The 24,255-nt window shown below is 44.2% G+C and carries 24 protein-coding genes and 1 pseudogene; 16 read left to right on the top strand and 9 right to left on the bottom strand.

Annotation, left to right across the window (positions count from 1 at the left end):
* Window positions 1-33 precede the first annotated feature (33 nt).
* From IQO02_RS08775 to IQO02_RS08750, 6 genes are all read left to right on the top strand, one after another.
* A complete protein-coding gene (locus IQO02_RS08775) occupies window positions 34-405 on the top strand; it encodes a GntR family transcriptional regulator (protein ID WP_016799635.1) in 372 nt (123 codons plus the stop codon).
* Window positions 402-1,256 (top strand): ABC transporter ATP-binding protein, encoded by an 855-nt coding sequence (locus IQO02_RS08770; protein ID WP_010428515.1) that lies wholly within the window; start codon window positions 402-404, stop codon window positions 1,254-1,256. The genes IQO02_RS08775 and IQO02_RS08770 overlap by 4 nt, the downstream gene beginning before the upstream one ends.
* A complete protein-coding gene (locus IQO02_RS08765; RefSeq protein ID WP_010428513.1) occupies window positions 1,256-2,113 on the top strand; it encodes a hypothetical protein in 858 nt (285 codons plus the stop codon). Before IQO02_RS08770 ends, IQO02_RS08765 begins: the two co-directional genes overlap by 1 nt.
* A 915-nt stretch (window positions 2,114-3,028) precedes the next feature.
* Window positions 3,029-3,316, top strand: coding sequence for a putative quinol monooxygenase (locus tag IQO02_RS08760; protein WP_010428510.1), 288 nt, complete (start codon window positions 3,029-3,031; stop codon window positions 3,314-3,316).
* Entirely contained in the window at window positions 3,316-3,894 is a 579-nt protein-coding gene (locus IQO02_RS08755; protein ID WP_010428507.1) for a nucleotidyltransferase family protein, read from the top strand. The genes IQO02_RS08760 and IQO02_RS08755 overlap by 1 nt, the downstream gene beginning before the upstream one ends.
* 139 nt (window positions 3,895-4,033) lie before the next feature.
* On the top strand, window positions 4,034-4,471 hold the full coding sequence (locus tag IQO02_RS08750; protein ID WP_010428504.1) for a bifunctional diaminohydroxyphosphoribosylaminopyrimidine deaminase/5-amino-6-(5-phosphoribosylamino)uracil reductase RibD: 438 nt from the start codon (window positions 4,034-4,036) through the stop codon (window positions 4,469-4,471).
* A gap of 17 nt (window positions 4,472-4,488) precedes the next feature.
* On the opposite strand, the gene IQO02_RS08745 is transcribed toward IQO02_RS08750, so the two are convergent.
* The gene (locus IQO02_RS08745) at window positions 4,489-4,941 is read right to left on the bottom strand and encodes an NUDIX hydrolase (RefSeq protein ID WP_016769103.1); all 453 of its coding nucleotides are present in this window, start codon (window positions 4,939-4,941) and stop codon (window positions 4,489-4,491) included.
* A gap of 293 nt (window positions 4,942-5,234) precedes the next feature.
* On the opposite strand from IQO02_RS08745, the gene IQO02_RS08740 reads away from it, so the two are divergent.
* The 3 genes from IQO02_RS08740 (at window position 5,235) to IQO02_RS08730 (ending at window position 8,953) form a co-directional block, all read left to right on the top strand.
* The gene (locus tag IQO02_RS08740; RefSeq protein WP_016799634.1) at window positions 5,235-6,947 is read left to right on the top strand and encodes an RluA family pseudouridine synthase; all 1,713 of its coding nucleotides are present in this window, start codon (window positions 5,235-5,237) and stop codon (window positions 6,945-6,947) included.
* 154 nt (window positions 6,948-7,101) lie between these two features.
* Window positions 7,102-7,482, top strand: a complete 381-nt coding sequence (locus tag IQO02_RS08735) for a hypothetical protein (RefSeq protein ID WP_004729929.1) — start codon at window positions 7,102-7,104, stop codon at window positions 7,480-7,482.
* Window positions 7,483-7,792: 310 nt separating this feature from the next.
* Window positions 7,793-8,953 (top strand): multidrug effflux MFS transporter, encoded by a 1,161-nt coding sequence (locus tag IQO02_RS08730; protein WP_016799633.1) that lies wholly within the window; start codon window positions 7,793-7,795, stop codon window positions 8,951-8,953.
* 64 nt (window positions 8,954-9,017) lie between these two features.
* On the opposite strand, the gene IQO02_RS08725 is transcribed toward IQO02_RS08730, so the two are convergent.
* Window positions 9,018-9,950 (bottom strand): GlxA family transcriptional regulator, encoded by a 933-nt coding sequence (locus IQO02_RS08725; protein WP_010428484.1) that lies wholly within the window; start codon window positions 9,948-9,950, stop codon window positions 9,018-9,020.
* A gap of 89 nt (window positions 9,951-10,039) precedes the next feature.
* On the opposite strand from IQO02_RS08725, the gene IQO02_RS08720 reads away from it, so the two are divergent.
* Window positions 10,040-10,600, top strand: a complete 561-nt coding sequence (locus IQO02_RS08720; protein ID WP_010428481.1) for a cysteine hydrolase family protein — start codon at window positions 10,040-10,042, stop codon at window positions 10,598-10,600.
* A 148-nt stretch (window positions 10,601-10,748) separates the two neighbouring features.
* Here the strand turns inward: IQO02_RS08720 and IQO02_RS08715 are convergent, their stop codons facing one another.
* The 4 genes from IQO02_RS08715 to IQO02_RS08700 form a co-directional block, all read right to left on the bottom strand.
* The gene (locus IQO02_RS08715; protein WP_016793576.1) at window positions 10,749-12,107 is read right to left on the bottom strand and encodes a Na+/H+ antiporter NhaC family protein; all 1,359 of its coding nucleotides are present in this window, start codon (window positions 12,105-12,107) and stop codon (window positions 10,749-10,751) included.
* A 254-nt stretch (window positions 12,108-12,361) separates the two neighbouring features.
* A complete protein-coding gene (locus IQO02_RS08710) occupies window positions 12,362-13,126 on the bottom strand; it encodes a hydratase (RefSeq protein WP_010428477.1) in 765 nt (254 codons plus the stop codon).
* 206 nt (window positions 13,127-13,332) lie between these two features.
* Complete coding sequence (locus tag IQO02_RS08705; protein WP_010428476.1) at window positions 13,333-13,638, bottom strand: DUF3861 domain-containing protein; 306 nt, start codon at window positions 13,636-13,638, stop codon at window positions 13,333-13,335.
* Window positions 13,639-13,672: 34 nt separating this feature from the next.
* The gene (locus tag IQO02_RS08700) at window positions 13,673-14,164 is read right to left on the bottom strand and encodes a DUF2798 domain-containing protein (protein ID WP_010428474.1); all 492 of its coding nucleotides are present in this window, start codon (window positions 14,162-14,164) and stop codon (window positions 13,673-13,675) included.
* 98 nt (window positions 14,165-14,262) lie between these two features.
* Here IQO02_RS08700 and IQO02_RS08695 point away from each other — a divergent pair, with 98 nt between their 5' ends.
* Complete coding sequence (locus IQO02_RS08695; RefSeq protein WP_010428472.1) at window positions 14,263-14,688, top strand: MarR family winged helix-turn-helix transcriptional regulator; 426 nt, start codon at window positions 14,263-14,265, stop codon at window positions 14,686-14,688.
* Between the two features lie 179 nt (window positions 14,689-14,867).
* Here the strand turns inward: IQO02_RS08695 and IQO02_RS08690 are convergent, their stop codons facing one another.
* Together IQO02_RS08690 and IQO02_RS08685 are read right to left on the bottom strand one after the other, a co-directional pair.
* Entirely contained in the window at window positions 14,868-15,929 is a 1,062-nt protein-coding gene (locus IQO02_RS08690) for an MBL fold metallo-hydrolase (protein ID WP_010428470.1), read from the bottom strand.
* A gap of 164 nt (window positions 15,930-16,093) precedes the next feature.
* Window positions 16,094-17,694, bottom strand: a pseudogene (locus IQO02_RS08685) (ABC transporter substrate-binding protein).
* 603 nt (window positions 17,695-18,297) lie between these two features.
* On the opposite strand from IQO02_RS08685, the gene rimK reads away from it, so the two are divergent.
* Complete coding sequence (gene rimK / locus IQO02_RS08680) at window positions 18,298-19,203, top strand: 30S ribosomal protein S6--L-glutamate ligase (RefSeq protein WP_010428457.1); 906 nt, start codon at window positions 18,298-18,300, stop codon at window positions 19,201-19,203.
* 32 nt (window positions 19,204-19,235) lie between these two features.
* Complete coding sequence (locus IQO02_RS08675) at window positions 19,236-19,664, top strand: ATP-dependent zinc protease (RefSeq protein WP_010428454.1); 429 nt, start codon at window positions 19,236-19,238, stop codon at window positions 19,662-19,664.
* Between the two features lie 75 nt (window positions 19,665-19,739).
* Here IQO02_RS08675 and IQO02_RS08670 read toward each other — a convergent pair whose 3' ends face one another.
* Entirely contained in the window at window positions 19,740-20,528 is a 789-nt protein-coding gene (locus IQO02_RS08670; RefSeq protein WP_016784160.1) for an MBL fold metallo-hydrolase, read from the bottom strand.
* 371 nt (window positions 20,529-20,899) lie between these two features.
* On the opposite strand from IQO02_RS08670, the gene IQO02_RS08665 reads away from it, so the two are divergent.
* The 3 genes from IQO02_RS08665 (at window position 20,900) to IQO02_RS08655 (ending at window position 24,225) form a co-directional block, all read left to right on the top strand.
* Window positions 20,900-21,502: a 2OG-Fe(II) oxygenase gene (locus IQO02_RS08665; RefSeq protein WP_016788870.1), complete on the top strand. Its 603-nt coding sequence runs from the start codon at window positions 20,900-20,902 to the stop codon at window positions 21,500-21,502.
* Between the two features lie 287 nt (window positions 21,503-21,789).
* Window positions 21,790-23,082 (top strand): extracellular solute-binding protein, encoded by a 1,293-nt coding sequence (locus IQO02_RS08660; RefSeq protein ID WP_102282577.1) that lies wholly within the window; start codon window positions 21,790-21,792, stop codon window positions 23,080-23,082.
* 261 nt (window positions 23,083-23,343) lie between these two features.
* The gene (locus tag IQO02_RS08655; protein WP_010428443.1) at window positions 23,344-24,225 is read left to right on the top strand and encodes an ABC transporter permease subunit; all 882 of its coding nucleotides are present in this window, start codon (window positions 23,344-23,346) and stop codon (window positions 24,223-24,225) included.
* Window positions 24,226-24,255: the final 30 nt, after the last annotated feature.

The following is a 24,255-nucleotide window of genomic DNA, read 5'->3' as shown; positions in this document are numbered from 1 at the left end:
TATACATATGTATATCACCATGCAGTTTTAATTATGACCGAATGGAAAGACGACCAACCGATCTTTAGGCAACTTGCCGCAAAGATCAGTGACCAAATTCTTCAAGGTGTTTGGTTAGAGCAACAAGCATTACCCTCTGTGCGTGCGGTTGCTGCCGATCTCAAGATCAACCACCTTACTGTCATGAAAAGCTATCAGTTACTGGTGGATGAAGACTTGGTAGAGAAAAAACGCGGCAAAGGCATGTATGTGGCCGAAGGGGCACTTCAAAAATTGAAAGAGTCTGCACACCAGTCATTCATCAACACACAGATCCCAGCCATCGCTGAGACGCTAGGCATCATTGATATGAGTGTCGAAGAACTCGTGAAACAGCTAGCACAACGTATAAAGGACAAGTCATGAGTACTTTACTTTCCGTGAAAAACGTAACCAAAACCTATTCAAATCAAGTGGGTGTCGAGAACATCAGCTTTGAGCTAAAGCCAGGTCAAGTTCTTGGTCTGCTGGGCCACAATGGCGCGGGTAAATCGACTCTGATCAAATCACTGCTTGGTGGTCACAACTATCAAGGCGAAATAGAGGTGAATGGCTACCACCCTATCCACCAGCACGCAGCGCTCATGCAGCACTTATCGTATATTTCAGATGTGAACGTGTTGCCAGAATGGATGACAGTGAAACAACTTCTTAGATATACCCAAGGTGTGCATCCTAGCTTCAACAGGCAAAAAGCAGAGCAGGTATTAAGTAGCACCAACATAAATCTATCTTCTACTATTAAGCAGCTTTCTAAGGGAATGAAGGTACAACTTCACCTTGCGGTCATCATCGCGACCGACACTCAAGTGCTGATCTTAGATGAGCCAACGCTGGGCTTAGATTTGCTGTACCGCGATACTTTTTATCGTCATTTATTAGAGTGGTTTTATGATGGTGAACGCGCCATGATCATTGCAAGCCACGAGGTTTCAGAGATCGAACACCTATTAACTGATGTGTTGATTCTGAAACAAGGTCACTGTGTTTTGCAGAAAAGCATGGAAGACATTGAAAACGATTATTTCATTATTGAAGTCGCAAACAACTATTCAAGCGAGATTCAGAGATTCAACCCACTGACCTCACAATCAGGGCTAGGCACTACTAAGTGGTTATTGGAAGGTCAATACAAAGCGCAGGTTGAGTCACTGGGTAACACCTATAACGTTGGTCTCGCAGATCTATTCCTTGCAACACAGATGGAGAAGGCGTAATGCATCCAAGTTTTTACATGCTAGAAAAAGAACTCATCGAGCACAAAGTTAACACTCGATTGCCTCTGTTTGTCGCGTTATGTGGTTTCTTACTGTTCGTTGGTCTGTTCTTTAATGGCGCAGCGCAACATGAGTTTTTCTTTGAAATGCAAGTGAATGGTGACGTGAGCGACATCCACAGAGAGTTCGCACAAGATCTCAATTCAGTGATCTACTTTGGCGCGGGCCTTATTTCACTGATCCTGTCGACGCTATATATCCCTAAAACACTGCGTAAAGAACGCCAAGAAGGCAGTTCAATGTTTTGGAGAAGTATGCCGGTATCCAATGCAATGACTCACGGCGTGAAGCTAGGCTTCGGTTTAGTGGTTATTCCGGCTATCTGTGCATTGTTAGTGCTGTTCGCAGATTTTCTATTCTGGATATTGAACGTCTCAAGTGAGCAACAACTGGCGCTATTGGTTGAGCAGCAATCTCTGTTTTATGTGATGAGCAACTGGATTGTGTTCTTTGGACGAATGATGTTAGTTGCACTGGTTTTATTGCCATTGGCAACAGTAACTCTGGCAATTTCACAACTGGTAAACTCTCCATTGCTTGTCATTTTTATCTCAAGCTATGCGATTAAGTTCCTCTCTGTCGCTGTATTTGGCTTCTACGGCATCAACGACTTCCTATCTCTCATCGCATCACTGCCAATGAATGTGCTCATAGCAAGTAACCCATTCAGCGTGCTTGCAGAAGCACCTGTTTTATCTTTAAGTATTTACGTACTGATTGGTGTAGGTGGCTATCTTCTGAGCCTTAAATTGAATAGAACCGACGATGTTAGCTTGAAGACGCTATTCCAACGCTAGCTAGCGTCATATCCCAAGCGCGAACTTTTATCAGGCAGTCACATAAGATATCCAAACCAAAGCTTCTGAGAAATCGGGAGCTTTTATTATCAGAGCTTTAACAAATACAGGGATGCGACCCGGTAGACAGAACCAAGAGATAAACAAGTTTTAGTTTGGGGTAACAGGTTTTACGGAGGAAGATAAACAAATATAGGTATTAATGAGCTGACATTGGATTGCATTTTTGATGCCTGTCAGCTCTTTGGGGGATGATTTCTTTAGTCGCCGACCAGATGAAGGTCCTTGAGAGTGCTAGTGAAATCAGTTTGTTGCGTTTTACATTTGTTTCAGTTTTTAAGTTTTTAAAGCTTTACGATTTAAAGCTTATTTCTTTGATGCTTCTTTTGACGTGTCTTTCCAGTATTGGATACGAACGCGATGAAGCTGTGCTCTTCTCATTTTTTTCATAAGAGATATTTCCTTTTCTATAACTGCTCTTCATGAGCTATTTTTATTACCAACTATTCGAATCTAACGGTGTTTGACGCCTAGTTCAATGATACAAATCACAAAATATATAGAGTTCTGAGTACCATTTACATCAAAGTATGACCTAGATATCAACTATGACTCAATTTAATCTAATGAGCTGCTGTTCGAAATTAAGGTTAGTTCTCGCAGATGACAAATTCATTTCAGTATCAATACAGTTCAATGATACGTATTAAGTAGACCGGACTAACACGAATTTAGTTCCCAAGATTTTCTTACCGTTACCGCCCAAAGTGACAGCGTAACCTGCAGTAAGTTTGGGTTACACGTTTTTATTCACATTAGCCTATACGTTACAAACTCAAAATGGGATTATGTTTGCAACGGATAGAGCTTTTGATAGAAAAAAGCCGTAATTGACAAAATTAAATGGACGTAATAATGAGTAAAACAATTCTACAAGGGCATATTCTAGTGCCAGACAACGATCTCGAAATAGTCATCCAAGCCTTGGTTGTACACAAAGAGCTCACGTTGGCAGAACCTGGTTGTATCGTGTTTCGAATTAGTCAAAGTACCCTTCAACCTAATCGCTTTGAAGTTTATGAAGAGTTTACGAATCGAGAAGCATTTGAAGCGCACCAACAGCGAGTAAAAGCTTCTCAATGGGGTGACATATCCAAGAACGTGACACGTCACTACCAAATCACCGATGTTCCGACATCATAATGATTGACCCGCTAGCCAACAGTATCGTCACGTTGATCAAACAAGATCCCTTACGAATGCAGATTTTAGACTGTGTCGCTCAGCTGGGTTTACCGCAGTGCTATGTTGCTGCGGGCTTTGTGAGAAACCTCGTTTGGGATCACCTACATGGTCATGCCTCCCCGACTCCACTCAATGATATTGATGTGATCTACTTTGATACCATTGATACCTCATACGAATCGGATCTTCGATACGAGGCTCTGCTTAAGCAACGGTTACCTGAACTGAATTGGCAAGTTCGCAATCAAGCCTGCATGCACACCAGAAATGGGGATGAACCTTACCAAAGCTCATTAGATGCGATGAGTTACTGGCCAGAGAAAGAGACCGCAGTCGCCTTGAAACAGAGCCTAACTGGAGACATCGAGTGTATTTCGTCTTTTGGTTTAGAGAGTTTGTTTGATTTGCAAATCACACCTAACCCAAAGCGTAACCGAGATATCTTTGATCAAAGAGTACAATCTAAAAACTGGTTAACTCATTGGTCGAAGTTAACGACTAGTCACAGTGAACTAACTTTCGAATTCAAACGCTAAAACCATTGACTAAAAACCGAATCAGATCGAACATGCCCCACTTGTTAGCTTGCTAGCTGAGTAAGTTAGTAACTAACCAAATCATCAACCGCGCGTGGCGACTAGCTGCTACGCTCTCTCGTCATACTGAGTAACGACCATGAACCAACAATACATGCAGCAAGCACTCGAAGCTTCGCGCCAAGCCTTACCTGATTGCCAACCAAACCCGCCTGTAGGCTGTGTTTTGGTTAGGAACGATAAAGTGGTGTCTGTTGGATATACGCAAAAAGTCGGTGGAAACCACGCCGAGGTTGAAGCACTGAATGGCTATGACAGCGAAACGGACGGAGCAATGGAAGGCGTTACCGCTTACGTAACTTTAGAGCCATGTTCATTTGTCGGCAGAACTCCCGCTTGCGCCAATACATTAGTTAAAGCCGGTGTGAAACACGTAGTGGTGGCGATGCTAGACCCAGACCCTCGTAATAATGGTCGTGGTGTTGCGATCCTTGAATCGCACGGCGTGAAGGTGGATGTGGGGTTATGCCAAACACAAGTGAGCGCCTTTTTATCCCCTTACCTTGGTAGGTCCTAGATCTTAAACAACCAGTATTAGTTCAATTTCACTCGGTAAAGCGGGTTGACTGGCTTATCGACAAAATACGACCAGATATGATCGTAGACAGCATGTTGGTTGGGGAATGGCGCTAACGCTTTTGCCTCTTCTAAATTGCACCAACGGTACTCCGTATGCTCGTCATTCAGTTCAATCGCTTGGTTGGGTGGGCATAGCACCGCAAACACAGGGATGAGCTGAATCACATTAACGTGAGCCTCGTAAAACTGCTCCAGAAACTGCGCGTTATACAAGGCTTCCACTTTAATTTGGGTCTCTTCTTCAAACTCGCGCACGATAGCCTGCCAGCCTGTTTCACCTGCTTCAATCGAGCCTGCGACATGGCACCAAAACTCGCCCTTCACACGCTTCATAAGTAGCATTTTCATTTGTCCGTCGATCTCTGAAATAGCGACACCAGATACAATCGAAGTATTGAGTGGAATCATAACGTTACCTTAGGTTGAACAAGAAGGCGGCAAGGCTACCACCCTTCGTTTGTTAAATTGTTTTCTATGATTAAAAACGAGAAGTTACTCATCAATTAATGAAGTTCAAGCCATAGCTCATGGGTTCAATGTTAACCATCTCGCTTAGCTATCCAGTAATAGAACCATTTCTTATTTGAGGCGCTTTTCGATAAAGAGTAGAATCGCCGCCTTGTACTGTGTTTAAAGCCTTTAAACATACACAGTAGACTCACAACCATTTATCACCAAGATATAAGTAGTAAGACGACAATATGCACTCATCCAAACCAACGCACGACTCAGAAAACAGCCACACACCTGAGCATTGCTTCACTCGCTTTCAACAGCCGATCGAGTCATATTCGTTGCCTGAGCGTTTCACCTTCCCGTTCTATTATGAACCACACGCACTGTGTGAAATCGCTTCTCATCAGCTTCAACAATATCTAGAAACTCAAACCGACTGGCAGCATGACTTCGGACTGGATTCTGACGCTGGTCGCGGCAAAATGTTTGGTGTGTTGTTAGTAAGAAGTCCAGAAGGTGAATTGGGTTACTTCTCTGCTTTCTCTGGTAAAATCGCTGATCAAAACTTATTACCTCACTTTGTACCGCCAGTCTTCGACATGCTCAGCAGCGACAGTTTTTTCCATCAAGACACGGCCGACATGATGGCTGTTAATGCGAAATTTAAAGCGCTGCAAGCAAACGCTGATTACGTTGAACTGTGTGAACAATTAGCACAACAGAAAGCAAAGGCAGAGCAAGAGATTGAAGCCCAGCGTCTATTGATTATAGAAGGCCGAAAAATACGTAAAGAACAACGTGAAAAAGGCAAAGAAAACCTTGATGAGCAAGCTTTCGAAGAGCTAAATGACGAACTAAACAAAGCCAGTGTTGCCAACAAGAATCAGCAGAAGTACCTTAAACTCAACTGGGAACAAACTCTGAATGAGCTTCAAGGTAAAGTTGACGTATTTACGACTCAAATAGCGGAACTCAAAGAGCAAAGAGCACGCATCTCTCATCAGCTCCAACACAAGTTGTTTTCACAATACGCTTTCCAAAATGCGGAAGGCAATGTCGAAGACCTTAACCAGATCTTTGAAAATACACCAAACAAGATTCCACCAGCCGGTTCTGGTGAATGCGCGGCGCCAAAACTTCTGCAATATGCGTATTTGAACGGATATACACCGCTGGCACTGGCTGAGTTTTGGTGGGGCCGTTCACCAAAATCTGAAATTCGCAAACACAAGAAATACTACGCCTCTTGCCAAAGCAAATGTGTACCGATTTTAGGCCACATGATGAAAGGTCTGGAAGTCGACCCCAACCCATTGCTAGATAACCCAGCAGAAGGAAAAGACCTCGATATCCTGTTCCAAGATGAACACATCGTTGTAGTACACAAACCAGCAGGTTTTCTGTCCGTACCGGGTAAAAACATTAAAGATTCCGCCTACACACGCGTTCAAGAAATGCATCCCGATGTTGAAGGGCCATTTGTTATCCACCGCTTGGACATGGCGACCTCTGGCATTCTGATATTTGCTTTAACACGACGTGCGAACAAAAGCTTACAGAAGCAGTTCATTACTCGTGAAGTTGAGAAGCGATATGTCGCAATGATTGAAGGTGTGCTAGGCCAAGATGAAGGCTATATTCGACTGCCATTGCGTGGTGACTTGTATGACCGTCCTCGTCAGATTGTATGCTTCGAACACGGCAAGCCAGCTGAAACTAAGTGGGAAGTGATTGAGCGAAACCAAGACACCACTAAGGTTTATCTGCACCCGAAAACTGGCCGCACACACCAATTACGTGTTCACTGTTCACACCAAGAAGGGCTTAACATGCCTATCGTGGGTGATGGCCTATATGGCAATAAAGCTGACCGACTGCACCTACACGCAGAAAGACTTGCGCTACACCACCCAGTCACCAAAGAGTGGATGGAGTTCCAGTTCGACGCTGAGTTTTAAACCTCTCATTAGTACCGAGCTTTAAAACATGAGTCACACCGCTTGTGGCTCCTAGCTCTTTTGGGTATATCTCCACGCTTATTGCACTACATCAAGATTCACTTTGTTGTGAAGAGTAGCATGCCCACCTTCTTCTCTCCTTGAGGCCTTTGATATGTCATCAGCTGCTTTGAATTTGCACCACAACACACAAACTTCTTCTTTGATAACTGCGCAAGCACCAAGCTTGAAACCACTAGCAACCAAAAAGCCTAATCTAAATTTGGCAATGCTAAGCTTAATTGAAGAAGTTAAAAACGAACTCCCACTTTACGAATCGGAGACGTTTATCTGTGGGCCAAAAGGAAACTGCTCGGGTTGCTCTAAGAAACTACTAGAGATGGTCGACAGTGAGTTAATGTATTGGGAGCACAGTATTTCCATTGGCCAAGGCCCCAACTTCGAGGAACTGCGCCGCTTTGGTAAGCTTTGCAGCAGCGTTCGACGTGGTTTAGAGCGTAACGGTTTAGTCGAAAAACGCCCAAAGAAAAGATAACAAGCCAAGTCGATAATCATTACAATGTGTCGTTGGCGATCACAAGCCACCCTGCTACTAACTGATTGAACTCGTTAGCTATAAAAGTAATAATGTTTTGTAATACAATTCAGTTCGCAGACCGACTTCGTAGATTCGAACTCATAGAAATAAGTTCATCGATACTTTCACCATATTCTTGAACGACTCTATCCTTCTTGTCTGACGTGCCTTAGCCTTCTGTATATCAATATCACATCAATTAGAAACCTACCTTGGACAACGGAGAGCCACCTTGAAGAGACCACAACCAGTACTGGGAAAGACCGGTATGCTATTTTTTCTCGTCATAATAAGTGCTTTCCCTCCATTGACTATCGACCTTTACTTACCTGCGCTTCCGCAGATGGTCGAGGTGTTTAATACTGATCGATCCATGGTCAACCTAACCCTGAGCAGCTACTTCGTTACTTACGCCATCGGTCTTTTGTTCTGGGGGCCGCTCAGCGAAAAATTTGGCCGTAAGCCGATCCTATTGATTGGATTAGCGGGCTATATGGTCGCGAGCATATTGTGCGCGATGACCAATAGCATCGAACAGTTGATTGGTGCTCGTGTATTCCAAGCCTTTGCGGGCAGTGCCATCACCGTTATCGCGACTGCCATTGTAAAAGATCTTTATGACGGCCGAGAACGTGAAAAGATCATGGCGACTATCATGTCACTGGTGATCATCGCACCAATGGTTGCGCCTGTGTTTGGAGCCTTTTTACTGAAAATTGCTTCTTGGCGAATGATGTTTGTCACGCTCGCCATTTTTGGTGCATTTGCGTCAGTATTAGCTTGCTGCTACCAAGAAACACTCGAAAACAAATACCAAGGTTCCATATTCCGCTCATGGGGAAGAATGGGCGTGGTCATGAAAAACCGCTCGTTCGTCAAGCTGCTGGTCATTTTCTCTATCATACCGATGGCGTTGATGGGCTTTCTTGCGGCGGGTTCTTATATCTACATCGATCACTTTGGATTGACCGAACAACAGTTTAGTTACGCGTTCGCATTCAATGCATTGTGCGCCTCATTTGGTCCAACAATTTACATGAAGTTGTCCTACCGAATGCCGGTTCAAAAGGTCATCTCAGGATGTTTTGCTTTATTAGCGCTTGCGGGAATCTTCACTCTAACCATTGGCGACCTATCCCCTTGGTTCTTCATGTTCATCGCGGCACCAGCGACATTAATGGCGATCATCATGCGAGTACCGGGTACCAACTTGATGTTGAATCAACAAGATCATGACACGGGCTCTGCCGTCGCACTGATACAGTTCTTCAGCATGATTTGTGGTTCGCTTGGCATGGTGTTAGTTTCAATCCGCCCAGATTCACTGATTGAAAACCTAGGCTTTATTCAATTATCCGTCGGTACGTTAGGCGGCCTGATGTGGCTAATGGTCAGAAACAAAGAGTTCGTGACTAATAATCTGAATTAAGTCCTTCCAAGATAATCACTGACAGTATGATTCGATAAGCCTGAGGAATGGTAACTAATTAAAATCATTCCTCAGAGAGAAATCTAGAACGAAATCTTGATGGTGTTAAGCCAATGATTTTCATAAAGACCTTACGGAAGCTATTTACGTCCTCATAACCAACTAGGTAGCTGATCTGCTCAACCGGTTTATGAGAGCTTTCCAATAACTCGCATGCACTTTGAATACGTACGTGTTGGATATAGTTAATCGGCGTAAAGCTGGTCGCCTTGGTAAATTGACGAATAAAGGTTCTTCGAGTCATAAACGCTTCTTCAGCCAATTGATCAAGAGACAACGAAAGGTGATGGTTCATTTGAATAAAACGCTGCACCGACACAATTTTTTCATTGCCGTGAGCATAGTTCGGCACAAAGCTCTGATAGTAACGTTGCTCTCTCACCCCCGTATCAAGCACCAAATATTTACCTAGATTACGAGTGTTGGTCGGTGTCGTGTATTTGGTCAGGATAAACAAAGCGAGATCCATCCACGACATCAAACCACCAGCGGTCATCACATCCGCATCATCAATCAAGATTTTGTCGATATCGACTGCGATATGTGGGTAAAGCTCCGTAAACTTCTGCTGCGCTTGCCAGTGCGTGGTCACGGTTCGCCCTTCTAACAAACCTGTTTTTGCCAAAATGAACACGCCTGCACAAGCTGAGCAAAGGATCGCCCCCCTTTGGTGAGACTCAATCAGGTACTCAAGCAAGGCGTCACTCGGCTCTAGATAGTAACAACCATCTAAATTCGGTGGGAGTATGATGATATCGGCGTTCGATACGCTAACACTGTCATGCGCTTGGATCTGAACGTTGAATTGAGTCTTCTCAGCCGAAGGTTCAAGAGAATTTGCCATCTGAAGAAACTCTTTCACCCCGAACACTGCACTCTGAAGAGAACCTGGATAGTCGATGATTTCGACCATCACTGATTTTGTCACTATTGCCATATAGTCTGTCATTTTTGACGTGCGATAAAAAATACAGAGTATTCATAATATTCCTACACCGCAATACACTAAATACAAAGGTATGGACTATGACGAACACTGCACTACTACTTATCGACATTCAAAATGACTACTTCCCTTCATACGAGGGAGCGAAATGGGCGCTGTCTGAGACAGAAAAAGCAGCCCAAAAAGGCTCTCAACTACTCACTGTATTTAGAAAGAAACAGCTTCCTATTGTTCATGTTCGTCATGAGTTCCCAACCAATGAGGCGCCCTTCTTCCTACCGGGCTCAAACGGTGCTCAAATCCACAACAGTGTCGCACCTCAAGAAGGTGAACCTGTGATTGTAAAACATCAGATCAACAGCTTTAGAGAAACAGAGCTGAACGAAGTACTGAAGGCAAAAGGAATTGAAAAACTGATCATTGTCGGCGCAATGAGCCACATGTGTATTGATGCTGTAACTCGCGCAGCTACCGATTTAGGCTATGAGTGCCATGTAGCGCACGACGCTTGCACAACGTTAGATATGGAATTCAACGGTATTACCGTGCCAGCAGCGCATGTCCACGCTGCATTTATGGCTGCTCTTAGCTTTGGCTATGCCAATGTCGCGTCCGCGAATGAACTTGAGAACCTGCTTTAACTAAATTCAAAACCGCCTTCATTCACAGGCGGTTTTCTTTAACCTCAAATCAAGCCTTAATTGTCTGCCCATTCGGAACAGGCACAAAAAAGGCTCCTTGCGGAGCCTTCTATCGAAATCAATGATGACTAAGCTTGATAAGTTGGTACTAAGCGTTAGCTACTTGGCGCGCTGGATGCTTGATAAACACAGCTACCACAGCCACGATCGCAAGAGCAAAACAGTAGTAAGAGTTAGCCACAATATCCAAGGGAGACAAGTTAAATACTGAACCTAATAGCAACACCTGCGCACCATAAGGCAGTACGCCTTGAATCACACAAGAGAAGATATCCAATAAGCTGGCAGAGCGACGTGGAGACACGTTATTTTCTTCAGCTAATTGGCGAGCCACGCTGCCAGATACAATAATCGCTACCGTATTGTTTGCCGTACATAGGTTCACCATTGATACCAAGCCAGCAATACCGAGCTCACTCGCACGGCCATTGGCTTGCTTAGAGTGTGAAGAACCAAACGCACGAATCAAACCGCTCACTAAGTTAGTCAGAAACGCCAATCCACCTTGGCGACGCATTAGCTCACTCAAACCACCAATCAGCATCGACAGTAAGAAGATCTCCTGCATGTTGCCGAAGCCTGCGTAGATATCTTGAGCGTAATCCGTCATACCGTAGTTCTCAACAGAACCTAGGCTCACGCCACCCGCCAGCAAGATACCAATCGTCAGCACAACGAATACATTCATACCCGATACAGCAAGAATCAAAATAGTGATGTACGGAAGGACTTTCAGCCACTCGATTGGGCCTGTTTCAGGAACCTGAGTTGCAGTGCTGTTGAAAGCAAAGATAACAATCGCGATAAGAGCAGCTGGAAGTGCAATGCGGATGTTTTCTTTAAACTTATCTCTCATCTCACAGCCTTGCGAACGTGTCGCGGCAATGGTGGTATCAGAGATGATAGACAGGTTGTCACCAAACATCGCGCCACTCAAAACAACACCTGCTGTCAGTGGAATGCTCATGCCTGCTGAATCTGCAATGCCTAACGCCACAGGTGCAACCGCAGCGATGGTACCCATAGAAGTGCCCATTGCTGTTGCGATGAAAGCAGAAATAAGGAAGATACCCGGCAGAATCATGCTAGTTGGAATAGCAGATAGGCCAAGGTTTACAGTCGCGTCAACGCCACCAGACGCTTTAGCCACAGCCGCAAAAGCACCCGCCAATAGGTAGATCATACACATTGCAATAATGTCTTTGTGACCGACTCCACTCAGGAATTGCTCGATAGCACGGTTCAATTTATCTTTGCTTAGTAACAGCGCCAACATCACCGCAGGCAAAGCCGCAATCGGAGCTGGAAGCTGATAGAACGCAAAGTCGACGCCTTGCAACGACAAGTACGTACCTACGCCAATAAACAGCGAAAGGAAAACAATCAGAGGGATAAGTGCAACTGCAGAAGGTGCAATTACAGCATTAGAATTTTTCGAATTAGACATGGAACGACAACGCAATAGAACAGGGAGAAGAGAGACTAATGTCACACTTAGAACTTGTCAACGTCTAGACGTCTAAACGCCCAATTTAATGCAAAGTGATAGGCACACTATTGAACATCACATAATAGAAAAGGCTATTTACTCACCAGTAAATAGCCTTTTGAGAACAGAAAGCTTTTCGAGAACAAATAGCTTTTACACAGAAGCTAGCTTTTGCCTGCTTAGTGCTGTTGCTCATTTAGCTTTTTTCTTACTTAGTTTTTTTGTTGGAACGTCACTTGGTATTCACCAATGCCTTCGTAGTGGAAGGTCGTTGGCTTATCGAAGCCCATCTCCACGATACCGCAGTAAGAACCCGTGATGATTGCTTCACCCGCTTGGAAATCAACACCACGACGAGTCATGTAGTTAATCAGCCAGTAGATAGGGCTTGGTGGCAGTGTATTCGGATGCTTACCGTCGAATGCTTGAACTTGCTCGCCTTGAGTTACTTCAATACTGATCTCAGCAGAAGTGAACGCTTTTTCGCGATCAATCTCAGGGCCTATGAACAAGCCTTGGTTTACTAGGCCGTCAGCAAGTCTTTCATAGAACTCGGCACCGCTGTCATCAGCAAAGCGAGATTGCATTAACTCAAGAGCCATATGGCAAGAACCAATCGCTTCATTGATTTGCTCTTCGCTGTAACCTTCTTGGCTTGCAGGCAGGCTCTTAGCAAGCGTAAATGCAATTTCAGGCTCAACGCGCACTACGTCGTTGTCTGCAAACAGTTCGCAAACTTCGCCTTGTTGAACGCTACCCGAAAAGATAGGTGCAACAACAAACTTGTCTTCAGCCAGAGGAAGTAAACACTTCCAACCACCGACCTTGTCGCTCTTGAGATCGATCATTGATGATTGGATCTTCAGGGCATCTTCCAAGTTGTTCGGACGGTACTGTTCGTCTAATCTTGGTGCTTTAGTTCCCGCAACGCGGCGACTTAGCAATTCTTCAGCTGCTTGCTTAAATACATTTGTCATATAATACCACCTTTAGTTTTATGACCAGTATAATATCGGATTTATTGAAGCTTGAATAGACAATTCAACAACGAAGCAACGCCGAAAATTAAGCCATCAATTTTCGCATATTCTAGACGCAAACAACTGAAATCATTTTGATTTAAATACCATAAAAGCCAGTAAGTTGGTTACTGGCTTTTCGATGTATTACTGATGATTAGGCTTTACTGCCCTTTCAACGTCTTCTTCAGATTCTGCATGAAGTTTCTGAAATGAGGCATGAAATCAACAAACAGAGGGTGCTTTCTATCTTGCATCATCATTGGGCCGAGTAATCGAATGCTCACCCCTAGTCGCGTTGCTGATTGCTCGTCTAAGCCGCTGTCTTGTTTGATCTTCTCAACAATCGCGAACATGTTTTCTCTGTCTTCAATTTCAAACTGCATGGTTTGCAGTTCACGATCTTCTTTGATGTTCACTTCTTCGATAGTGATACGGTAGTTATTGTGTTTGCCTGTGAATGCTGTCATGTGGATCTCCTACAATGCTTAAAAAGTATTTTGGCTAGCTCTTCATGAATCGTTCGAGCTTAGGTTTAACCGTCATCGACATCACGACCATGATCGTAAGGCCAATAGGAAGCGCAGCAATAAATCCATTAAACCATCCACTGGTAAACGCCGATGTATCCGAAAATCCAATATTATTTGCCGCTGTTACAAATGCCATGATGGACTCCATGATAAAAGCCATAATCAATCCCACGATTAGGTTGCGAGCTTTCTCGCCGTAATTGGGCAACGCCTTAGCAGTGACTTTAGTCACCAAAGTCATCATCACCATGCCGATTGGCATCATAATCACGACAGCAAGCGCTAACGATGATAGCCAATTGCTGATGAATTCCTCACCAAACCCGACATTCATGTAAGTCATAACCGCTGTTAAACTGCCGCCAATCGTCAGCATTAAACTCATCATGACCAAAGCTTTGTGCAATACAGGCGTGGCTTTTTGCTCAGGAAGAGTTAGCGTTAATGTTGCTTGAATCGTCATATCTATATTCCCGTCTTGAATTTACGAACAATTAAGTTGATAATGTCAACTATAAATAAAGTAGTTGATATTGTCAACTAGATTTCTAAGGATCGTTTATGTCTGATAACACATCGCTAGAATCCATCTTTCGTTTGGTACACTCTTTGAAACGTCAAATGAGTGAACAGATTGAGAGTTTGGACTCTGACATCGCGCCAATGAATATTCGTGTAATGAAGATCATTACCAAGAAGTCTCCATGTACTTCTATTGATATTGCACACTTCCTAAACCGCGATAAGGCGCAAGTCACTAGGCTCGTTAACGCGTTGATCAGTCAGGAACTTGTGAAGAAATCGCCTAATCCCGAAGACAAGCGAAGCCAGTTATTGGTTCTGACCGATAAGGGTCAAGAGATCATGAGTAAGGTATCGAATATTGACCGAGAGATGCTGCAGAGAATGACCAAAGGCATGGCCGACGATGAATTAGAACAGTTTCGAAAGATCGCGAGCAAGATGGCTCACAATCTAGAAAACTGATCTAGAGAATGAGTGATTAGAAATAGATCGGCTCTTTGAAACAAAGCCGATCTTTAGAAAGATGAAAAAAACGCCACCGAATCGTACGATCGGTGGCATTTTTTGTATGAGCTGATTTGATATAGATTAGCGGTAGGGCTACCTCTAACTTAGATGACCGTTTTAATTAGGTAACAGCTCTAATTCGATGCTAGTTTCCACCACGCTTGAACGGGGACTGGCTCTGCGATCACTAGGCGTTCACCCATCACAGGGCTCACCATTTGCACGTCTCGCTCTTTGCTTATCGTCAGTGCTTGCTCCATTGGGTCTTGCCAATCGTGCATAGAAAGGTCAAACGTGCTGTTGTGGATTGGCATCATCACCTTACCTTTAAGGTCAATGTGCGCTTGAACGCTTTGCTCTGGGAACATATGAATATCCGCCCAGAGTGAATTATACGCGCCCGTTTCAACCATGGTTAAATCAAACGGTCCGAAACGCTCACCAATCTCTTTAAAGCCGTTGAAGTAACCAGAGTCACCGCTAAAGAAGACTTTCTTATCTGAAGCGTTAATGACCCAACTCCCCCACAATGTTTGGTCACGATCAAGTAAGCCACGCCCAGAAAAATGTTGTGTCGGCGTCAAAGTGAACTCGATATCAGCAACGGTTGCTGACTCCCACCAGTTCAACTCAATGATCTTTGCTTTATCCACGCCCCACTTTTCTAGTAGAGCACCGACTCTGAGTGGCACCAAAAATGTCCCTACTTTGTCTGCTAATACCTTTACGGCACCTTTGTCTAAATGGTCGTAATGATCGTGGCTGATCACTACCACATCAATATCAGGCAGTTCTTGTAATGAGATTGGTGTTGGGTGGAAGCGCTTTGGCCCCATCCATTGCACTGGCGATGCGCGATCACTAAACACAGGATCAGTCATCACTAGTTTTCCATCCAGTTTCATCATCACGCTAGAGTGACCCAAGCGGTAAGCAACATCGTCTTGTTCTTCGATCAGTTGCTCGGCTGTCATCGGTATCAGAGGCAATGCAGCTCGTGGCACCGGCTCATTTCTTTCCACAGTCACGTAAGCTTTCAAGATTGAAAAAATATCAGACATACCCGATTTGTATTCCAACTCACTGTTAACAAACTTCTTCGGAAGCTTATCTAGATTGTCGTTTGATTGTGAACCTGTGCTTACGATAGCGACCACGGCAAGTACTCCTAAAATCGGTAATAGATATTTTTTCATTGGTATCTCTTTAATCATTGGGTCTATCCCAACGCAAAACTACACTGATTAGTTTACATAGTAAAACTAAAAAGTAAACCGGCTAGTGTAACTTATATTTTGGCTATATGTGGACCTGCCGAGATCGGCTAGAAAAGAATAGTGAATCTATTTAGTTAGAAATATTAATCCGCAGACCATACATTCTTGAAATCTGGCCAACCCCAGTTCGTGATGGCTACATTCTTCAGAATACCTTGGAAACGCACGGTTTGTAGGTGATGGAACATAGGCACTAACCAATAATCCGAGATCAGCGTCGATGCAACGGGCTCCAACTCTGCCAAGTAATTCGGCAGTTCAACCGACGCTTTGTGATGGTCTAAACGCTGCTTGAGCCAGTCGCTGTTCATCTCTCCTAAAGCAGAGTGCAAAACAGGATCGTTCATCATCCACGAAAACAGCGAAGACGGGGCATTGTCATCGAGGTTTAAGTTACACAGCACCAAGTCTTCTTTTAAATCGCCACTCTGAGAGAGCTGCGCCAGTTCGCGAAAGCTGTAGGTGTTCACCTCAACTTCCACGCCATATCGCTTCAATATGTCTGAAACGCAGAGGGCACATCGATACAACGCATAATAGTCGTAAACCGCAATACTCATCTTTTTCGGCAGTTGTGCCTCTTTCGAAGGCGTTCGATACAATTTCTGCCAACTTGGCAGTATATTTTGAGCCAAAGAGACACTAAACAGACCTTTGTTATGTTCCAACTGAGACAAGATCGCTTGTGGGTTGGTCAGTTCTGAAAGGTATTTACGCTGCTCATTATTAAGCGGAGTTGCCCCAGAGTTTTGATTGAACAGGATAAATAAGCACCCATCCTCGACTCGGCTACGAAGGCCGTCTGTGTCTGCAGAAACAAGTTCCGCATCGCTTTTCCCTAACTGATGAAAGCAAGAAGAATCTTCATAAGGCGATACGTGCATTTGGCTGTCATCAAAACGAGCACTGCCCGACATTGATTCTTCAAATTGCCAAATGGTGACCTCATCCGTTAAAGAACGACAGCCATAATAATGTTCAAATGCCGCGAGTTTGATACGTTCATTATTGGTCTCAACCACTTTGAAGGGCCCTGTTCCAATAACAGCATGAGATACCGAATTGAATGGCGATGGCTCACGGGTCACTTGCGCAGCAGGTTGAATTGAATACTTAACGCCAGCAAGCAAGCCAGCAAAACCAGTATCGGCCTTGGTCAGTTGGAAGCTGATTCTTAACGGCTGCTCACTGTAAACTGAAGCGACATGGGCAAGTTCTGTCTGATAGAAAGGTAAGGTTTGCAACGCAGAAAACATCGAAACTAATTGCTTAGCATCCACAGGCTGTCCGTCATGGAAAGTAAGCCCTGGGCGCAGATAGAAAGTCCAAACGAGCTTTTCAGAATCATATTGCCAGTGATGCGCCAACTCAGGCTTCAACTCCCCTTTGCCATTACAAGTCACTAAACAACTGAACACTTGCCCTGCTCTATCAATTTACTGGCAACATGTTGATTTAATTCTTGATTGCTAAAGCGCAAGGTCAGATTAGAACGTTGATTCCTACCGACTTTTGGTTCCCACACCACCCACTCAGCCTGATGCATCTTACCTAACAAGGTGCGAGCATGGCGCAAGCTGGTGAACAGCTTGTCTGCGACCTCAGTTAAGGTAACCGAGTGTGAGAGGTTAGGCTCAAACGAATCTAGCCTTGTGTAGTAACGCATCATGTTTAGATCAGACAAATAATGAACCTTTTTAGAAACAACCCTTCCTGATTAAGCTCATTATAAAACACATCAGCTCAAAAGTAGCGATAAAAGACAAAAACAGGAACAACTTATTAAAAATCCATCTGTTTATTACTTCCTATTAAGTGACCATAATTAATGGGTCAACAAGGAACGACGAGTTCCTACCAAAGCCTAATACAAGAGAAGTAATCATCATGAGAAAATACTATCTTAATAAGCTAAAAAGCACCTGTAGCAAGCTCGAAAGAGAAGCACTACGAACACTTATAGAGCTATGTAACTGGCGTTATTAGTACACTTTTAAGCACCGAGTTAACGCGAGTTGAGTACAACCTAATAGGCTCCTACCCCCAATATGAGTTAGGTCTCAACTCGCTTTTCCATTCCAAACTCCCTCTCAACCTAGTTGTACCAATCGCTCACACATTCGATAAATTTCCGTTGTCGACTCGACAAATTTAATTCGTTTTCCTAGTTAAACGAAAAGCCTTAAGGTTCGCCCCGAAGCAAGCAAAGAGCCTCAGAAAAACTGAAAGCTCAGCTAACAACTCATTTATTTGCAGTTACCAATCAGGTATTAACTAAGGAAACGCCATGCGTATCGCAATTCTTTCTCGCAACGAAAATCTATACTCTACTTCTCGCTTAAAAGCGGCTGGAGAAGCACGTGGTCACCAGGTCGATGTTATCGACACGCTGCACTGTGATATAGATATCGCGAGTAACAATCCGAAGATTCGCTACATGGGTGAAGAGCTACCTCAATACGATGCTGTTATTCCACGTATTGGCGCTTCCATTACCTTTTATGGCACTGCGGTTGTTCGCCAATTCGAAATGATGGGCACTTTTTGTATCAATGAGTCAGTAGCAATCAGTCGTTCTCGCGACAAACTGCGCTCACTACAATTGTTGTCTCGCAAAGGTATTGGCTTACCAAAAACAGGTTTCGCTAGCCGCCCAGACAAGATTCAAGACTTGATCAAAAACGTAGGTGGCGCGCCACTGGTTATCAAGCTTCTTGAAGGTACTCAAGGTATCGGTGTGGTTCTAGCAGAAACAAACAAAGCAGCTGAAAGCGTTATCGAAGCATTCATGGGCCTAAAAGCGAACATATTGGTTCAAGAGTTCATTGAAGAAGCTAATGGCGCAGACATCCGTTGTTTTGTTGTGGGTAACAAGGTTATTGCAGCAATGAAGCGCCAAGCTGGTGAGGGTGAATTCCGCTCTAACCTGCACCGTGGCGGTACAGCTCAACTGGTTAAACTAACCAAAGAAGAGCGCGCAACAGCGATCAATGCAGCTAAAATCATGGGGTTAAACCTATGTGGTGTCGATATTCTACAATCTAAGAATGGCCCTGTTGTAATGGAAGTGAACTCTTCTCCAGGCCTAGAAGGTATCGAGAAAGCGACAGGCAAAGATGTAGCAGATATGATTTTCGGATTCATCGAGAAAAATGCAAAACCAAACGCTAACCGTACTCGTGGCAAAGGCTGATTAAACGCCGTTTACTCATGATTGGAAAAAACATGAACAATAAAATGATCATAGGGAATACAGAAGCACTTTGCTTACCAGAGTTAGGGATAACTGGACTACATACGCGTGTTGATACAGGGGCTCAAACCTCTTCTCTGCACGTAGACAATCTACTATGTGTAAAAACAGACGGTGAAAACTTCGTTGAGTTCGATCTTCACCCAGATGTTTACCACCTAGAAGAGACCGTACGCTGCAAGGCGAAACTGAAAGCAAGTAAAAGAATCAAATCATCTAACGGCGAAGTTGAACACCGTTGTGTGATTGAAACCATGCTAAAAATCGGTGGTCAAGAATGGCCTATCGATATCACGCTAAGCAACCGTCAGGATATGACTTATATGATGCTGCTTGGTCGTCAAGGCATGAGTGACAAAGTGATTGTTGACCCAGCAGGTGAGTTTCTAATTTCTCACTAATTGAACTGCTCCACAGCTCAAATAGTGAGTCAACAACACACACTAATAAAGGCCAGTCTTTGAGACTGGCCTTTATTATTTGTGGCGATTTTTTTTATTGTTAAACCCAAATCGCCAAACAGATTTAACCAAACCTTTGAGTTTAATTTTAGTCACTCGCCAATGTGTCACGGGCCTTCTTGGCGCACTCAGCAACAAATGTTCAAATGCTTGCTCACTCAAATTCACTTGTCCCCCATGCGCCACCAGCAAGGTGTCGACCTGCATGTCATAGATACGAGACACCGACGCTCGATACTTATTGGGATGAAAAATTGGGAAAGGCGGAATCAGCTTCTTTTTGACCTCAACCATTAAGTCCGCCACATAGGCAATACTGTGTGATGGGCAATAGACGGAAAGATCTCTGTCAGTGTGACCCGGTGTTTCTAGAACTAACCAGTCATCAAACCCCGGAATGCTATCACCATCCGACAACTTGAAGTCGGGCTTTAACTTTCTTGAATACCACAAATTTGCTTTTGGCTTGCCCAATCGGTTCGCCATCCATCGTGCCAATGCCAGATCGGTCAGATGCATCAAAATGCCATCAATGCCGTAATACCAATCCTTGTCTCGGTTTGCTGCAACCAAATGACAATTGGTCAGCTTTCTGAGCTTGTGCGCTGCTCCTGCGTGGTCTGGATGCATGTGCGTAACCACAACCGTATGCAAATCAGCAAAATCACGCACAAGCTCAGTTTCGATGAAATCCTTCAAATGCGGGATGTCGGCTCGACACGCACCATCAAGCAAGAGCAACCTGTCAGGGTACTCTACGAGATACATGTCTTGGATATAGCCTTTAATGGTATGCAGCTGCAAACCCACTCCTTGTGATAAAACAACTGGTCAGACCTATATATTAGCAAATCCAACTTTAATTGTGATCATTTTGTTAAAAACAATAATCTAAAACCGGATAGATAGCTCGCATCAACATTTCCACTGGTAACCACTAAATTACTCAAATCCAATTCAACTCAGTGCAATGGGACCAAATTTCAAAGATGATCATCAATTTAATCCGATGTTTTTCATCATTATTGAATGCTCACATTATCGGAAACCTTGCTCTATCAACCTTTCAGATAAAGCTTATGAATCTATTTGTCGTGACAACAAAACATGTGATTTGTTAGCCCGAGTTATTCGGACTATATATGCGCCTCTAATTTATTGTCTGAGTGCTATACATGAACCAATTGATCGATGCTCTTTCTACCCAAGGTTATTTCGTTTGGGACGACTTCTTAACTCACGAAGAAGTGGTGGCATTGAGGGATTGCATTCCAGAGAACTGGAAAAAGGCTAGGATCGGCCGTAACGATGATGTAGCACGAGAAGCAACGATTCGTAGTGACAAAATTCAGTGGGTACGCCGTGATATGGGTCAGCCAGCATCTCTGTTTTTAGACAAGATGGAACAAATTCGTTTAGCGGCAAACCAAGCGTTCTTTTTGGGTCTGTTCGAGTACGAAGCGCACTTTGCTAAATACGAAAAAGGCGACTTCTACCAGAAGCACTTAGATTGTTTCAAGGGCAATGAAAACCGCCGCCTGACTACTGTGTTCTACATGAATGATGAGTGGACAGAAGAAGACGCTGGTGAGCTCGTGGTTTACGATCTAAAAGACAACCACATCGCGACCATTCCACCAAAGTCAGGCCGCTTATTTGTGTTCTTGTCTGAACAGTTCCCACACGAGGTACTGCCGACAAACACAGAGCGATTCAGTATTGCCGGTTGGTTCCGTATTAACGGTGTGAAAGACAACCAATTGGACATCGCGCACTAAAACTGTATCCACATCGAACCTTCTTCTAAGCCTCTCCATCGAGAGGCTTTTTTATTGAACAACAGTTGTTCAATAAAACGTCTTAAAAACCGAACATGTTCAACATCAAAACCATCAATAACTTTACTCTTAAATAAAATCGAAACGAATCTTTCATATCACTGAAACGGTTTAGCCACGTAAGTGAAATATGGCTTGTTCAAGATAGCTTCAAACGACACCCCTACCGTCTCGTTAATACTCTAATTCAATACCTCTACATCGATTTCATCCAAAAGGAAAAGAAGATGAATAAGCTAATTTTGGCAGGCGTTCTTTCCGCAACAGCGGCAATGCCAGCGTTCGCAACGACTCAAGTCACTTGGTGGCACGCAATGGGCGGCCAACTTGGAGAAACCGTCAATAAGATTGCGACTGACTTTAATGCGTCACAAGATGATTACAAGATCACGCCAATCTATAAAGGTTCATACACAGAGACCTTAACAGCGGGTATCGCGGCATATCGAGCAGGCGAAGCTCCTAACATTCTACAAGTATTCGATGCCGGTGCTGCAACCATCATGAACGCTAAAGGTGTCGCCAAACCCGTACAAGATATTCTGGTTGAGTCTGGCTACAACTTTAATTCGAATGATTACCTGGCGGGCGTTCGTAACTTCTATGCAGACAACCAAGGCAAGATGGTTGGTATGCCTTTCAACAGTTCGACACCAGTTCTCTACTACAACAAAGACCTTCTTGCGGAAGTAGGTGCCAAAGCGCCTAAAACTTATGAAGAGTTAGAAGTGGTAGCCAAGAAGTTGAAAGCAGAAGGGCACATCGCGTTCTCTCAATCTCTAACGCCGTGGATCATGTTTGAGAACTTTAAGTCTCGCCACAATCTACCAGTCTCAGACCAGAACAACGGCTACGACGGCCTATCCACTAAAATTATGTTCAACACCAAAGACATGATGATGCACGTCAGCAAGATGAAAGAGTGGTCAGATCTAGGTTACTACAAGTATTACGGCAGCGATTGGGATGCGAACCAAACGCCTTTCGAGCGCCAAGAAGTGGCAATGTGGATGGGCTCTTCAGGTTCATTCGGTGGTTTACGTAACCGCGTACCTTTCGAGCTAGGCACAACTTACCTTCCATACTGGAAATCGGTTAACCCGAATGCTGGCTTAACCTTCATTGGTGGTGCAGCTCTGTTTGCACTCAATGGTCATGACCAACAACAAGACAAAGGTGTGGCTGCATTCTTTGACTACCTGACTAAGCCTGAAACACAGGTTTACTGGCACAAAACCACGGGCTATGTACCTGTAACAACCGCTGCATATGAACTAGCGAAAGAGTCTGGTTACTACAAAGAACAACCAGACGCAGAAGTGGGTGTTAAGCAGCTAAGCCTTAAATCGGGCGAATGGACTAAGGGCTACCGCTTAGGTTATTACCCGCAGATCCGTGAAGTGATGCACCGTGAGTTCGACAATATCTTCGCTGACCGCTCTAGCGTTGAGAACAGCCTAGACAAAGTCGAAGATGAAAGCAGCAAGCTACTAAAACGCTTCGCTCGCACGATGAATTAGGTCGGCTCGTTAGCTAAAGCTGCTTTATTAACTCAGAAGTTTCTGTTTAGAAGCTTAACTAACCAAAGCAGTAAATTACTCCTCACGTCTTGTCAGCACCCTCGAATAAATAGAGTCATGACGAGGCGCGAGGAGATTATTCATTAGCGCCATTTCTTGCTCCAACAACGATAACTCAACTGGATGCATTCCTTGATATCGCGCTAGTGATAACTGTCACTAGCTAGTGGTCAACTTTTAATAACTTTTTGGGATTACCCTGTGGAACGACGTCAACAATTCTTTCACTCTCCGCTGCCTTACCTATTTTTAGCACCTCAGATACTCATCATTGCGGTTTTCTTTATCTACCCAGCGGCAAAGGCAGTTTATCTCTCCTTTATGCTGGAAGATCCTTGGGGCACATCTTCTCTATTCGTTTGGTTCGAAAACTATCAAATGCTATTCGAATCGAGCGAGTATCTCAGCTCAATTGGCTTTACCCTGATGTTCGCGATTGTGGTTTCTTTCCTATCGCTTGCCTTGGCTTTGCTGCTCGCCGCAAAAGCCGACAATATCATTCACGGACAAGGGGCTTACAAGGTCACTCTCACTTGGGTGTACGCCGTTGCTCCTGCGATCGCAGGCGTAATCGGTGCTTTCTTGTTTAACCCACACATTGGCGTGTTTACCGAGTTATTTGCAGTTATTGGTTGGGACTTTAGCTTTCAGACCGATCCTATAGATGCCACGTTTGCTCTGATTTTAGTGTCGGTTTGGAAACAGGTTTCGGTGAATTTCATCTACTTTCTGGCGGGACTTCAATCGATCTCTTACGCGGTAAAAGAAGCAGCGATGCTGGATTGTACCAGTGACTCGAAACGTTTCTGGACCATCACTTTCCCACTACTGGCCCCTACTGGCTTCTTTCTGTTGGTCATCAACCTCACCTACTCCTTCTTTGAAACCTTTGGCGTGATCGACACCATGACCAATGGCGGTCCTGGTGGCGGTACAACTTCGTTAGTTTACAAGGTGTATCGAGACGGCTTTGTTGGTGCCGATTTGGGCGGTAGTTCAGCGCAATCTGTAGTGCTTTTAGTACTGGTACTCACTCTGACTTTTATCCAGTTCCGCGTTGTAGAAAAGCGTGTTCACTATTAACCCTTCAATCGCGCTACTTATCGGCAATAG

It is taken from the genome of Vibrio sp. OPT24 (assembly GCF_015163545.1).
Lineage (GTDB): Bacteria > Pseudomonadota > Gammaproteobacteria > Enterobacterales > Vibrionaceae > Vibrio > Vibrio cyclitrophicus.
The sequence above is the reverse complement of the archived record's forward strand: the minus strand, read 5'-3'. Positions and strand labels throughout refer to the sequence as shown.

Bases quoted from the DNA above. Each gene is read 5' to 3' on its own strand.
- IQO02_RS08730 (WP_016799633.1), top strand. From the start codon at position 7,793: ATGCTATTTTTTCTCGTCATAATAAGTGCTTTCCCTCCATTGACTATC.
- IQO02_RS08750 (WP_010428504.1), top strand. From the start codon at position 4,034: ATGAACCAACAATACATGCAGCAAGCACTCGAAGCTTCGCGCCAAGCC.
- IQO02_RS08775 (WP_016799635.1), top strand. From the start codon at position 34: ATGACCGAATGGAAAGACGACCAACCGATCTTTAGGCAACTTGCCGCA.
- rimK (WP_010428457.1), top strand. From the start codon at position 18,298: ATGCGTATCGCAATTCTTTCTCGCAACGAAAATCTATACTCTACTTCT.
- IQO02_RS08695 (WP_010428472.1), top strand. From the start codon at position 14,263: ATGTCTGATAACACATCGCTAGAATCCATCTTTCGTTTGGTACACTCT.
- IQO02_RS08760 (WP_010428510.1), top strand. From the start codon at position 3,029: ATGAGTAAAACAATTCTACAAGGGCATATTCTAGTGCCAGACAACGAT.
- IQO02_RS08690 (WP_010428470.1), bottom strand. From the start codon at position 15,929: ATGAAAAAATATCTATTACCGATTTTAGGAGTACTTGCCGTGGTCGCT.
- IQO02_RS08675 (WP_010428454.1), top strand. From the start codon at position 19,236: ATGAACAATAAAATGATCATAGGGAATACAGAAGCACTTTGCTTACCA.
- IQO02_RS08660 (WP_102282577.1), top strand. From the start codon at position 21,790: ATGAATAAGCTAATTTTGGCAGGCGTTCTTTCCGCAACAGCGGCAATG.
- IQO02_RS08745 (WP_016769103.1), bottom strand. From the start codon at position 4,941: ATGATTCCACTCAATACTTCGATTGTATCTGGTGTCGCTATTTCAGAG.
- IQO02_RS08665 (WP_016788870.1), top strand. From the start codon at position 20,900: ATGAACCAATTGATCGATGCTCTTTCTACCCAAGGTTATTTCGTTTGG.
- IQO02_RS08725 (WP_010428484.1), bottom strand. From the start codon at position 9,950: ATGGCAATAGTGACAAAATCAGTGATGGTCGAAATCATCGACTATCCA.
- IQO02_RS08740 (WP_016799634.1), top strand. From the start codon at position 5,235: ATGCACTCATCCAAACCAACGCACGACTCAGAAAACAGCCACACACCT.
- IQO02_RS08715 (WP_016793576.1), bottom strand. From the start codon at position 12,107: ATGTCTAATTCGAAAAATTCTAATGCTGTAATTGCACCTTCTGCAGTT.
- IQO02_RS08770 (WP_010428515.1), top strand. From the start codon at position 402: ATGAGTACTTTACTTTCCGTGAAAAACGTAACCAAAACCTATTCAAAT.
- IQO02_RS08765 (WP_010428513.1), top strand. From the start codon at position 1,256: ATGCATCCAAGTTTTTACATGCTAGAAAAAGAACTCATCGAGCACAAA.
- IQO02_RS08755 (WP_010428507.1), top strand. From the start codon at position 3,316: ATGATTGACCCGCTAGCCAACAGTATCGTCACGTTGATCAAACAAGAT.
- IQO02_RS08705 (WP_010428476.1), bottom strand. From the start codon at position 13,638: ATGACAGCATTCACAGGCAAACACAATAACTACCGTATCACTATCGAA.
- IQO02_RS08700 (WP_010428474.1), bottom strand. From the start codon at position 14,164: ATGACGATTCAAGCAACATTAACGCTAACTCTTCCTGAGCAAAAAGCC.
- IQO02_RS08735 (WP_004729929.1), top strand. From the start codon at position 7,102: ATGTCATCAGCTGCTTTGAATTTGCACCACAACACACAAACTTCTTCT.
- IQO02_RS08720 (WP_010428481.1), top strand. From the start codon at position 10,040: ATGACGAACACTGCACTACTACTTATCGACATTCAAAATGACTACTTC.
- IQO02_RS08710 (WP_010428477.1), bottom strand. From the start codon at position 13,126: ATGACAAATGTATTTAAGCAAGCAGCTGAAGAATTGCTAAGTCGCCGC.